Below are 12234 nucleotides of genomic sequence, written 5' to 3'. Positions count from 1 at the left end.
GCGGGCGCGCCGCAGCGGGCCGAGCCGACTTTTCAGAATCCAACCGGAGGGAACCATGGACGCCACACAACAACTGCTGATCGACGGCCAGTGGCAAGCGGGTGCTGCGGCTGCCTTCACCAAGCACGACCCGGTCGCCGGCACGCGTCTATGGCAAGCCAATGCCGCCTCCGCGGAGCAGGTCGGCGCGGCGGTGAGTGCTGCGCGGCGCGCCTTTGCCGGCTGGGCCCGGCGCCCGCTGGTCGAGCGCCAGGCGGTGGTCGAACGCTTTCGCGACCAGCTAGAGGCCAACCGCGAGCCGTTGGCCGAGAGCATCGCCCGCGAGACCGGCAAGCCGCTGTGGGAGGCGCGCACCGAGGTCGGCGCGATGATCGGCAAGATCGCCATCTCGTTGAACGCCTACCACGAGCGCACCGGCGAGCGCGCCCGCGACGCCAACGGCACCCGCGCGGTGCTGCGGCATCGCCCCCACGGCGTGCTGGCGGTGTTCGGCCCCTACAACTTCCCCGGCCATCTGCCCAACGGGCATATGGTGCCGGCACTGCTGGCGGGCAACTGTGTGGTGTTCAAGCCCAGCGAGCAGACCCCGATGACCGCCGATCTGACCCTGCAGTGCTGGGTCGCGGCGGGTCTGCCCGCCGGCGTGATCAATCTCGTCCAGGGGGCGGCCGAGGTGGGGCAGGCGCTGGCTGGCCACAGCGATATCGACGGCCTGCTGTTCACCGGCAGCGCCAAGATCGGCGGCCTGCTGCACCGCCAGTTCGGCGGCCAGATCGGCAAGATCCTGGCGCTCGAACTGGGCGGCAACAACCCGCTGGTGGTGCGCGACGTGCGCGACCCCGACGCGGTGGTGCTGACCATTCTGCAGTCGGCGTTTCTCTCCGGCGGCCAGCGCTGCACCTGCGCCCGTCGCCTGATCGTGCCCGAGGGCGAGAGCGGCGATCAGCTGATCGCGCGGCTGGCCGAGGCGATGCAGAAACTTCGCGTGGCGCCACCATTCAGCGAGCCGGCGCCGTTCTACGCAGGGCTCGTCAGCCCGGCGGCGGCCGAGGGGCTGCTCGCGGCCCAGGCCGATCTCGAAGCACGCGGCGGCCGGGTGATCGTGCGCATGGCCTCGCTCGAGGCGGGTACCAGCCTGCTCTCGCCGGGGCTGGTGGATGTCACCGGCTGCGCGGTGCCCGACGAGGAGCACTTCGGCCCGCTGCTCAAGGTCTACCGCTATCGTGACTGGGACCATGCCATCGAACTGGCCAACGACACCCGCTACGGCCTCTCCGCGGGTCTGATCGGCGGCGACCAGCCGGAGTGGGACGACTTCCTGCTGCGCATTCGTGCCGGCATCGTCAACTGGAACCGCCAGACCACCGGCGCCTCCGGCGACGCGCCCTTCGGCGGTATCGGCGATAGCGGCAACCACCGCCCCAGCGCCTACTACGCCGCCGACTACTGTGCCTATCCCGTCGCTTCGATGGAGTCCGATACCCTGACGCTGCCCGGCGAACTGCCGCCCGGGGTGAGTTTATGAGCGACGCGATGAGTGATGTGCGCGAGGTCAATTTCGACGGTCTGGTCGGGCCGACCCACAACTACGCCGGCCTGGCCCACGGCAACGTGGCGTCGATGCGCCACGGCGGGCTCGCCTCCAATCCGCGCGAGGCGGCGCTGCAGGGGCTGGCCAAGATGAAGGCGCTGATGGATGCCGGCTACGCCCAGGGCGTGCTGCCGCCGCAGCAGCGCCCCGATCTCGGCGCGCTGCGCGCGCTGGGCTTTACCGGCAGCAATGCCGAGGTGCTGACCCGGGCCGCCCGCGAGGCGCCGCAGCTGCTGCGCGCGGTGTGTTCGGCGTCGAGCATGTGGACCGCCAATGCCGCCACGGTGACGCCGAGTATCGACGCCGCGGATGGCCGCGTGCACTTCACCCCGGCCAACCTGCAGTCGAGCTTTCACCGCTATCTGGAGCCGGAGACCACTGCCCGCGTGCTGGCGGCGATCTTCCGCGATCCGGCGCACTTCGCCCATCATTCGGCGCTGCCGGCGACCCCGGCGTTCTCCGACGAGGGCGCAGCCAACCACACCCGGCTCTGCGGCGACCACGGCGAGCCCGGCGTGCATCTCTACGTCTACGGGCGTCAGGCGTTCGGCGGCGAGCGCGGCCCGCAGCGTTACCCCGCCCGCCAGACGCTGGAGGCCAGCCAGGCGGTGGCGCGTCAGCACGGCCTGGCTGATGCGCAGACGGTGTTCGCCCAGCAGCACCCCGAGGCGATCGATGCCGGGGTGTTCCACAACGACGTGATCGCGGTGGGCAACGGCCCGGTACTGCTCTACCACGAGATGGCGTTCCTCGACGAGGAGCAGACCCTGGAGGCGCTGCGCAGCCGAATGGCCACGCCACTGATCCCGGTGCGCGTCCCCAGCGAGGCGATCAGCCTGGAGGAGGCGGTCTCGACCTATCTGTTCAACTCGCAGCTGCTCACCAATCCCGGCGGCGACATGACGCTGGTGGTGCCGGGCGAGTGCCAGGAGAACGAGACGGTGTGGCGGGCGATCCAGGATCTGCTGCTGGCCGGGCACAACCCGATCGGCGAGATCCTGGTCAAGGACGTCAAGCAGAGCATGCGCAACGGGGGCGGGCCGGCCTGCCTGCGCCTGCGCGTAGCGCTCTCGGCGCAGGAGCGCGGCGCCCTGGGCGGGCGCGTGCTGCTCGATGAGGGGCTGCACGCCGAGCTGGTGGCGTGGGTCGAGCGTCACTACCGTGACCGGCTGACGCCCGACGATCTGGCCGACCCGCAGCTCGCCGAGGAGACATTGGCAGCGCTGGACGAACTCACCCGCCTGCTGGGTATCGGCAACGTCTATCCGTTCCAGCTCGGCTGAGAGGGACCGATTCAGGCGGCCCGGGCGTCCGGGCCACCCGGCGCTCAGCTCTGGCTGGCGGCGCCGCCGACCATGCCGCGCTGCAGGTCGTTGTCACGCAGATGCTTGGCGACCGTATCTTCCGGTGAGCCGGCCATCTCGCGGAACATGCCCATCGAGCCCAGCAGGGCAGAGGACTCGTAGGGCACGAAGACCCGCTCGCCCGCCTTGGCCATGTTCGGCAGCGCCTTGATGTAGCTCTGGCCGAGCAGGTAGCCCACCACGGTGCGCTTGTTCTCGTCGCTCTCGCCGATGGCGTTGAGCACCAGCTTGATCGACTCCTGCTCGCCCTGGGCGCGCAGGATCGCCGACTGCTTGTCGCCCTCGGCGTTGAGAATCGCCGACTCGCGCTGGCCCTGGGCCATGGCGATGGCGGCGGACTTCTCGCCCTCGGCTTCGGTCACCGTGGCGCGGCGTTTACGCTCGGCGGCCATCTGCAGGCGCATGGCGCTCTCCACCTCTTCGGGCATGGCGATGTCCTGGACCTCGACGCGGGTGATCTTGACCCCCCACTTGGAGGCCGGCGTCTCCATGTCCGCCTGGATGGCGTTGTTGACCTCGGCGCGGGATTCGAACAGCTTGTCCAGCTCCATCTTGCCCACCACCGAGCGCAGCGTGGTCTTGGCCAGCACCTCGACCGCCTGGCTCATGTTGGCGACCTCGTAGACCGCGCGCTTGGGGTCGATGATCTGGTAGTAGAGCGCGCCGTTGATGGTGACGGTGACGTTGTCGGTGGTCACCACCGGCTGGCCGGGGAAGTCCATCACCGTCTCGCGGCGGTCGATGCGCACCTCCTCGGTGGAGATCGGGTAGTACTCCTCGCCCTGCTTGCGATAGCGGATCATGCTGATCGCCCGCGGCTGCTCGATGAACGGGATGATCACGTTGATCCCGCTCTCCAGCAGCCGGTTGAAGGAGCCGAGACGCTCGACCACCATCACCTCCGACTGGCGCACGATGACCAGCCCCTTGATGATGAGGATCACGCCCAGCGCGACGATGATCAGGCTGATCAGCAGCCCGGGCCCGATGAAATTCATGATGATGACTCCGTATGATGGGGGAGCGTGACGATGGCAAGGGTGCCCTCGAAACGCTGGAAGATGACCTCGCTGTTGGCGGGCAGCTCGGTCGTATCGCTGTCGGCGACGCGCAGCCGATAGAAGTCGCCGTTGATCTCGATGCCGCTGGCGCCATCGAAATCGCGCTTCAGCGTGCGGTAGCGCTGGCCGCGTTCGGTGCCGGTGCCGGTGGTGCCATAGGCGACACCGCGGGGCGAGAAGCGGGGGCGGATCACCTTGATCACCAGCGGCAGCATCACCCCGGCGGCCAGACCCAGCCCCAAGAGTTGCCAGGTGAGCGAGGCGCCGAGCGCGGCCAGCAGCACCGCGACCAGCGTTGCCACCGCCAGCGCCAGCAGTACCAGTGCGCCGGAGAGCAGTTCGGCCAGCCCCAGCAGCAGGGCTGCCACCAGCCAGACATAAGCCATGTTCCAGTCCATTGCGTCTCCACCGATCGGATCGTGAAAAGGAGTACCGGCGCGGCCGCAGGCAAGCCGCTAGTTTGGCCAAAGCGGCGATGGATGCCTATCAGTGATCGCCGTCACATCGTGTAAGACTTCGCCCATAGCCGCCGTTGGCGTGCAGTACTTTTCAGACAGGCGCTAATCGTCACCGAGCCTGACCATCCGCGGCCGCCCCAGCAGCACCCCGGCCACGCTCTGACCGGCCAGCAGCAGCAGCAGGAACCCCAGCGAGAGCTGCCAGTCGCCGCTCAAACCGTGCAGGGCGCCGAACAGCAGCGGGCCGCAGGCCGCCAGCAGATAGCCCAGACTCTGCGACATGCCGGAGAGCATGGCGGCGTGCTGCGGCTGGCGCGTGCGCAGCACGATCATGGTCAACGCGAAACTGAAGCAGCCGCCCTGGCCGGCGCCGAGCAGCAGTGCCCAGCCGATCGGCGCTGCGGTGGGGGCCAGCATCAGCCCCAGCAGGGCGGCAGCGATCAGCGCACACAGGCCGAGCACCAGCAGACTGTGGTGGGTCAGGCGCGAGGCGAGGCGGGCAATGAAGTAGCTGGCGGGGATGCTGGTGAGATTGATCATCGACAGCATCAGCCCGGCGGTGGCCTCGGGCACGCCGGCCTGGATCGCCACCGCCGGCACCCAGGTCTGCAGGGTATAGAAGCCGAGCGACTGGGCGCCCATGAACAGCGTCAGCGTCCACGCCACCGGGCTGCGGAACAGACGCGACATCGGCGGGCGTTTGGCCGCGGTGCCGTCGCCCGCGGGCAGACGCAGTGCCAGGCGCCACCACAACAGCGCCGAGAGCCCGCCGAAACCGGCCCACAGCCAGATCGGGGTCGACCAGCTGCCCGAGGCGCGCATCAGCGGGACCGCGCTGCCGGCGCTGATCGTCGCGCCCACGCCCATCATCACCGTATAGAGCCCCATGGTACGGCCCAGGCGATCACCGCGATCGCGTTTGACCAGGCTCGGCATGAACACATTGCCGAAGGCGATACCCAGCCCCGCGCACAGCGTGCCCACCAGCATCAGCGTCACGCTCTCCATCCCACGCAGCAGCCCACCCAGGGCGATCAGGCTGAGCGCCCAGGCGATCGCGCGGTCGAGCCCCACGCGCCCGGCGAAACCCGGTGCCAGCGGTGACAGCAGCCCGAAGCAGAGAATCATCCCGGTGGTGAAGAGACTGGCGGTGCCGGCACCGATGGCGAGTGTCGACATGATCGGTTCGAGCACCGGCCCCACCACCACGATCGGCGCGCGCAGATTGATCGCGGCGAGGCCGAAGGCCACGAGCCACAGCCAGGCAGGGAGCGGTGCGCGGTTGGGCGATGTCGACATGGCAAAAGTCCCAGAAAATCGAGGGGCTAGCTTAACACCGATGACCGTTGAGCCGGCGTTGCATCGCGCGATTGGTGCCGGGGTGTCGGGTCGAGTTCGGAGTGTGTCGATCGCATCCAGGCGCAGGGAGGGCGGGCCGTTACACGTAGCCGGGGTAAGGAAGAAAGGGGCCGATGGGCACCGAGGCGGGTTCAACATCTTCTGGGCAAGCACGGCACGATTCAGACATTGCTTAATCATAAGCTTGTCTGCGCTACGCTGAGAGACGAGGCGCGAACGACATGAGGAGCCCGCCGTGGCGACACCCCCTGATAGCGCATCCGCCAAGGCGCGGATCGAGCGTCTGACACGCCGGCTGCAGCGCTCAGAAGCCGCACGAGAAGAGGCAGAGACGATTCTCGAGCGGCGTAGCCGGGAGCTGCTGCAGGCCAACGAGCAACTGATGGAGCGCGAGTCCGATCTGCGCGCCAGGCTGGAGCGCGAGACGCAGCATCTGATTCGCGCGCAACGCACGGCGAGAATGGCCACCTTTCACCGCTATCGCGGCAGCCAGCTGGCGGCATCACCCGCCTTCAACAGCCTCCTGGGGATCAGCACCGAGGCCAAGCCCAGTGAGCAAACGCTATGGGAGGCCATCCACCCCTTCGATCGCGACAAGATACAGCGCGCGGAAGCCGAGTTCCATCAATCCGCGGCAGCGGGAATAGACCATGAGTACGACTGTCGCATTCTGCGTGATGGCGAGGTTCGCTGGATACGCTGGATCATTCGCAAGGAAGTCGACGACCAGGGTCGTTTCGTGTCGTTCATCGGGGCGGTGCAGGACATCACCGAGCAGCGCACCTCGGAGCGCCGGGCGCGGGCCCTGGCGCTGGTGGCCGAGCGGCGAGTCAGGCAGTTGACCCGGCTCAGCGACGCCCTGCGCGAGAGTCGCCGTGCCGCCGAAACGGCGCTGCGGGTCAAGGCCGACTTTCTCGCCGCCATCAGCCACGACATCCGTACGCCGCTGAACGGTATCCTGGGGATGCTGGATCTGCTCTCGCTGGACGCCTTGCGTGTCGATCAGCGCGAGCGGCTCGGCATCGCCCAGGATGCCGCCAACCAGCTGCATCGCTATATCGAAGATATCGTCGACATGGCGCAGGCCGAAGAGGGCGCGCTGGAGTACTGGCCGCAGCGGGTGGATATCCACCGGCAGCTCGAGGATGTCATCCGTTTCTGGCAGGGCGGCGGGCGCTCCGGGCCGACGCCGCCACTCGAGCTGGAGACAGCGTCGGCGACGGAGCTCACGCTGGTTACTGATCCGGTGCGCTTGTGCCAGATCCTCAATGTCTATATCGAGCGGCTGGCGGAACGGGGCATGCCGATTCGGATTGGCACCCAGCGGCGATCGGGGCGGTTGGATATCCGGCTCTCCTGCCCGGGGGACGAACAGGACCCTCTGGCGGCCGACCCGCGTCGGCGGGCGCTGCTGCAGCGTCTGGCAACTACGATCGGGGCCCAGATACGGCCGCTGAACGTCCGGGCACGCGCCGGCGTCGTGCTGTCGCTGCCGCTGGCGGCTGACGAGGCGTCGCCCGGCGTGGCGTATGACGTCTCCGGAGTGCAAGAGACTGCTGGCCCCCGGCTCGATCGCGACGAGCCTCGGGTACTCGTCGTCGATGACATCGAGACCAACCGTGTCGTGCTGACCCAGCTGCTGCAGGTCATGGGTTACGTCAGCGACATCGCCTGTGATGGCGACGAGGCCGTGGAAAAGGTGCTGGACGGGGACGTTGCGTACGACGCCGTGCTGATGGACCTGCGCATGCCACGCATGTCCGGGGAGGAGGCGGTGGCGTGCATTCGCTCGGCGGCGGATCCGCGATGGCAGCGTCTACCCATCGTCGCGGTCACTGCGCATGCCAGCCGGGAAGAACTCGCCGGGTTACGGGCACGCGGGTTCAGCGAGGCGATGACCAAGCCGGTCGATCGTCAGCGGCTCTCTGCGGTGCTGCGGCGCGTGCTTGATACCGCGTCGCTCGACGGGGCAAGCGACGTCGAGGCGCTGCCCGACGCGACGGCACGGGCGCAGGATGAAGCGCTACCGGCCCCGATCGAGCCCGACTATTTTCGTACCCTGTTCAAACCGCTCCCCGCATCGCGGCGTGATCTGCTGCTGAAGGTGGCGATCGATGATTTCGAAAGGTTGATACAGGAGCTGGAGGCGGGTCACGCGCACGACAGCGCGGATGAGATCGAACGGGCCGCGCATAGTCTCAAGGGGGTGTCGGGTAACTTCGGCGCCTTCTCGCTGATGGCGGCAGTCGAGGCCTATCGGGCGCTGCCGCCTGAGGCCGCGGCGGCCCGCCTGCCGGCCCTGCGCGAACAGGTCGCGGGCGTGATCGACCACGCCCGCGACCTGTTCGCCAGTCTGGATTCGGATTGAGCGGCTGCGCTCCGGGTCAGCGTCTCAGTAGGCGCCGCGACGGCTGAGAACGGCGGGGACCGTGCGCAGCATCAGCCCGAAGTCGCGAAGGATGCTGCGGCTTTGCAGGTAGTCGATGTCCATGACGACCTGCTGCTCGAACGGAATGTCGGCGCGGCCCGAGACCTGCCAGGTGCAGGTGATGCCGGGTTTGCCGCCCAGGCGCTGCCAGCTGGCGTCGCGGTAGGTGACGACTTCGTCCGGCAGCGCGGGGCGCGGGCCGACGATCGACATCTCGCCGCGCAGCACATTGATCAGTTGCGGCAGCTCGTCGAGTGAGGTCTTGCGCAGCCAGGCGCCCACGCGGGTGATGCGCGGATCGCGTTTCATCTTGAAGCAGACGCCGTCACGTTCGCTGCGGGCGAGCAGCTCGGCGCGACGCGCCTCGGCATCCCGCACCATGGAGCGGAACTTCAGCATCATGAAGGGCTTGCCGTTGGCGCCGATACGGCGCTGGCGGAACAGCGCCGGGCCGCGATCCTCGGTGCGGATGGCCAGCGAGATGAGCGCGAACAGCGGGGCGAGTACCAGCAGCGCGGAACCGGCGATCGTCACGTCCATCAGGCGCTTGAGCGCGGCATGGAAGCGGGTGCGGGCGAGGCGTGCCTGCAGTCCGGCCAGGGTGGCGTGCGCGAGGAAGGTCACGTTGCCGACGAGGTAACGCTGGGCCAGGCGGCGGGGCTCCTGGGCCAGGCGCCATACCCACTCGCAGCCGCAGCGGCGTACCCAGGCCGGGGCGCGAGTGACGTTGTCGGCGTAGTAGTCGAACAGGCCGCCGACACCCAGCACGACGGGGACCTGCAGATGGTGGCGGTTCTCGGCGATCCAATTCTCCTGAATCGGCACGCCGAAGCCCACGAACAGCAGGTCCGGTTTTGCCCGATTGATGCGCGAGATCAGAAGCTCCGTCTCCTCGGCCGCGAAGAAGCCGTGCTGGGTGCCCGCGACGTTCAGTCCCGGATAGCGCTGCTGCATGGCGTCGGCGGCTCGGGCCGCGGTGCCCGGGCTGCCACCCAGCAGGTAGATAGAGAGTCCCTGAGTGGCGGCGCTTTCGCACAGGGCCGGGAACAGGTCAGTGCCGTTGAGATTGTCGCCCAGCGGCGCGCCGGCCAGCTTGGAGGCGATGCGAATGCCCGAGCCATCCGGCAGCAGCAGGTCGGTATGGGCCAGGCTCTCGCGATACTGCGCATCGCGGCGGGCCACGTTGACACAGTGCGCGTTGATGAAGTTGATCGTCGTCGGCGTGCCCTGAGCGGCACGCTCGATGATGGCGGTAACGGCTGCCTGCCGCGAGGCCGCCACCAGCGGCATGCCGAACAGGGGCGTGGTCTCCAGCGTCTGCTGCGGGGCCGGTGAGGCGGAGGCGTTGGCGGTACGGATGTCGAGGTTGGCAGTGTTCATGGTGACTCTCCAGTGGCAAGCGAGTGAGCTATCTGGAGAAGACGTGTCATAAATCGTGCCAGATTTTATTTTTATTTATAATAAACAATTACTTGTTTTGTTTTTTGGGGTGTCGGGCCAAGTCTTTGACAGGGCCTGGAGGCCCCCTGGGTTGCAGCTTGCATCGTCGAATGCAAATGGCATGTCAATTTGCGATGTCGGCGCCGAAAAACGCCAATTCAGCCTCGGGAAAAATGGCTAACGGCTTGCCATGAAAAAGCTTTTTGGAATTGGCCCGATTATTGAATGGGGTAGGCGAAGACTTCGAACCACAGCACATCAGCCGGGGCCAGACATGAACCCATTCGCATTTCGCTCTCACCTTGCTCGTCGGGAGAACAGCCCGCTACTACGTGGCCTGGTCGCCTTCGGTAGCGCCGAGATGATCAACCGCGTCGTGCGTATCCTGGCGATCGTGGTGATCGCCCGACAGGTGTCGCCTACCATCATGGGTGTGGCGGCACTGGCCCTGAGTCTGTTCGAAGTGGTCAGAGCGCTGGCCAACGCAGGGGTCGGCCAGCGCATTATCGCTGCCAGCGAGGATGCCCTGGCGGCCACCTGCAACACGGCCTTCAGACTGTTCTGGTGCTGGTGTGTCGGGGTCGCGGCGATTCAACTCGCCCTGGCCGGCGCTCTGCACCTCTTCGGCATGCGCGAGATTCCGCTGATGCTGGCGCTGCTTTCCGGCGTCTATCTGTTCATGCCGGCGGGCCTGGTGCAGGTGTTTCTGCTCATGCGTGAAGAGCGTTTCGGCACGATCGCGCGGATCGCCACCGTGCAGAACGTCAGCGATCACCTGCTGACGCTGCTCTTCGTTCTGATATGGCCGAGTGCCTGGGCCATCGTGCTGCCCAAGCTGGTCACCGCCCCGGTGTGGCTGGTGCTCGTGCGTCGTGCCAAACGCTGGATGCCGCAACCCGAGGCGGGGCATGTGCCCTGGCGCGCCTTCATGGGGTTCGCCGTCGGTGTCCTGATCACCGAGATGGTCAATGTCGCCCGCACCCAGCTCGACAAACTGATCGTGGGCGCCGTCTTCGGGGTCAAGGCCCTGGGTATCTACTACTTTGCGTTCAATGCCGGTCTCGGTATCACCACCTCCTTCGTGATGGCGCTGGGGCAGATCCTGTTCCCCTACATTTGCCGCGCGGATGATCTGGCGGAGCGCCGGCGCCGGTGCCACAAGGGGCTGATGCTGGCGCTGGTGGTGTTCCTGCCGTTACTGCTGCTGCAGGTGTGCCTGGCGCCCTGGTATGTACCGCTGATCTTCGGGGTGCAGTGGACGCCGTCGGCGCCCTTGGTGTCGATACTGGGGCTCGGGGCGATGCCGATGATCTTCGCAGCGGTGGCCAGCGCCTGGTTGCGAGCGCTCGACCAGCCGGGGGTCGAGGCGATGATGAGCAGCCTGGCGACGGCAGCGGCGCTGGGTGGCCTGGCGGCCTTTGCCGGCTGGGGATTGATGGCTGCCGCGGGCGCCTATGTGGCGGGGCTGGCACTGATCCTGATTCCGGGCTCGATTTGGTGTCTGAGGCAAGATGGTGGCATCGTTTCACGGATGCCGTTCAAGAGGGCTTGCGCATGACTCGGCCGAGGTTTTCCGTCGTGATTCCGGTCTACAACGCCGCCGACAGTATCGAGGAGACGGTCGCGAGCGTGCTGTGCCAGACGGAGCCTCACTTCGAACTCTGGCTCATCGACGATGGCTCCACCGATGACTCTCTGGCGCGGCTGCAGGCTCTGCAGGCGCGCGACGCGCGTATTCGCGTGCTCGCCCTGGCGAATGGCGGTGTCGCCGCGGCGCGCAATGCCGGCGCGGATCGCGCTGAAGGGGAGTGGATCGCGTTTCTCGATGCCGACGACGTGTGGCATCCCACCAAGCTCGAACGCCACTGGCAGTACCATCGCCAGGCGCCGCAGCTCGATATGAGTTTTGCCAAGATCGCTTTTCTACTCGGCGAGGGCACCGATCTGGCACGGGCGCAGACTGTCTCGACGGTACCGCCGGAGGCCCTGACGCTCGAAGATGTCCTGGGGGAGAACCCGGTCTGCACCAGTTCCAATCTGGTCGTCAGCCGCGAGTGCTGGCGTGCCAGTGGTGGCTTTCGCCGAGGCATGCAGTACGCCGAGGATCAGGAGTGGCTGGCGCGTGTCGTCAAGCAGGGGCGCCACATTCGCGGCATGGACGTTCTGCTGGTGGGGTATCGACTCTCGGCCGGCGGGCTGTCGGCCAATCTGCGCGCCATGTACGACGGCTGGCAGCAGCTGACGCGGGACTACGCGGCGGATTTCGATGCCGCCGCCGCGCGTGCGCTCTACTGTCGCTATCTGGCACGCCGGGCGCTGCGCGCGGGGAGCTCGCCCTGGCTGGCACCGCGTTTCGCGCTGGTCGGAGTGGCCAACTCGCCGCGGGCCTTCTTTCGCGATCGACGCCGGGGCCTGATGACCCTGGTGGGATCACTGGTCAGTCCGCTGCTGCCTCGTACCCTGCGCATGCGGCTATTCGCCTAAGTTTTGTACGAAAACTACCTGCACTCGGCAATACGGCGTTAAAAATCGG

General features: G+C 67.2%; 9 protein-coding genes. 5 read left to right on the top strand and 4 right to left on the bottom strand.

Annotated features, from left to right (window positions below; all coding sequences use genetic code 11):
• Positions 1 to 55: 55 nt before the first annotated feature.
• Positions 56 to 1525, top strand: a complete 1470-nt coding sequence (astD, locus tag ABV408_RS16910) for a succinylglutamate-semialdehyde dehydrogenase (protein WP_353980059.1) — start codon at positions 56 to 58, stop codon at positions 1523 to 1525.
• An 8-nt stretch (positions 1526 to 1533) separates the two neighbouring features.
• On the top strand, positions 1534 to 2874 hold the full coding sequence (astB, locus tag ABV408_RS16905) for an N-succinylarginine dihydrolase (protein WP_353980058.1): 1341 nt from the start codon (positions 1534 to 1536) through the stop codon (positions 2872 to 2874).
• A 44-nt stretch (positions 2875 to 2918) separates the two neighbouring features.
• Here the strand turns inward: astB and ABV408_RS16900 are convergent, their stop codons facing one another.
• The 3 genes from ABV408_RS16900 to ABV408_RS16890 form a co-directional block, all read right to left on the bottom strand.
• Positions 2919 to 3953: an SPFH domain-containing protein gene (locus tag ABV408_RS16900; protein ID WP_207033477.1), complete on the bottom strand. Its 1035-nt coding sequence runs from the start codon at positions 3951 to 3953 to the stop codon at positions 2919 to 2921.
• Complete coding sequence (locus tag ABV408_RS16895) at positions 3950 to 4414, bottom strand: nodulation efficiency, NfeD-like protein (RefSeq protein ID WP_353980057.1); 465 nt, start codon at positions 4412 to 4414, stop codon at positions 3950 to 3952. The genes ABV408_RS16900 and ABV408_RS16895 overlap by 4 nt, the downstream gene beginning before the upstream one ends.
• A 162-nt stretch (positions 4415 to 4576) precedes the next feature.
• Complete coding sequence (locus ABV408_RS16890) at positions 4577 to 5773, bottom strand: MFS transporter (RefSeq protein WP_353980056.1); 1197 nt, start codon at positions 5771 to 5773, stop codon at positions 4577 to 4579.
• A 295-nt stretch (positions 5774 to 6068) separates the two neighbouring features.
• Here ABV408_RS16890 and ABV408_RS16885 point away from each other — a divergent pair, with 295 nt between their 5' ends.
• Entirely contained in the window at positions 6069 to 8201 is a 2133-nt protein-coding gene (locus tag ABV408_RS16885) for a response regulator (protein WP_353980055.1), read from the top strand.
• A gap of 24 nt (positions 8202 to 8225) precedes the next feature.
• Here ABV408_RS16885 and ABV408_RS16880 read toward each other — a convergent pair whose 3' ends face one another.
• Complete coding sequence (locus ABV408_RS16880; RefSeq protein ID WP_353980054.1) at positions 8226 to 9641, bottom strand: WecB/TagA/CpsF family glycosyltransferase; 1416 nt, start codon at positions 9639 to 9641, stop codon at positions 8226 to 8228.
• Between the two features lie 334 nt (positions 9642 to 9975).
• Between ABV408_RS16880 and ABV408_RS16875 the strand changes: the two genes are divergently transcribed.
• On the top strand, positions 9976 to 11259 hold the full coding sequence (locus ABV408_RS16875) for an oligosaccharide flippase family protein (protein ID WP_353980053.1): 1284 nt from the start codon (positions 9976 to 9978) through the stop codon (positions 11257 to 11259).
• On the top strand, positions 11256 to 12185 hold the full coding sequence (locus tag ABV408_RS16870) for a glycosyltransferase family A protein (RefSeq protein WP_353980052.1): 930 nt from the start codon (positions 11256 to 11258) through the stop codon (positions 12183 to 12185). Before ABV408_RS16875 ends, ABV408_RS16870 begins: the two co-directional genes overlap by 4 nt.
• The last annotated feature ends 49 nt before the right edge of the window (positions 12186 to 12234 follow it).

Origin of the sequence: Salinicola endophyticus (genome assembly GCF_040536835.1) — a bacterium.
GTDB lineage: Bacteria > Pseudomonadota > Gammaproteobacteria > Pseudomonadales > Halomonadaceae > Salinicola > Salinicola endophyticus_A.
This window is presented reverse-complemented; position numbering and strand designations above follow the sequence as displayed.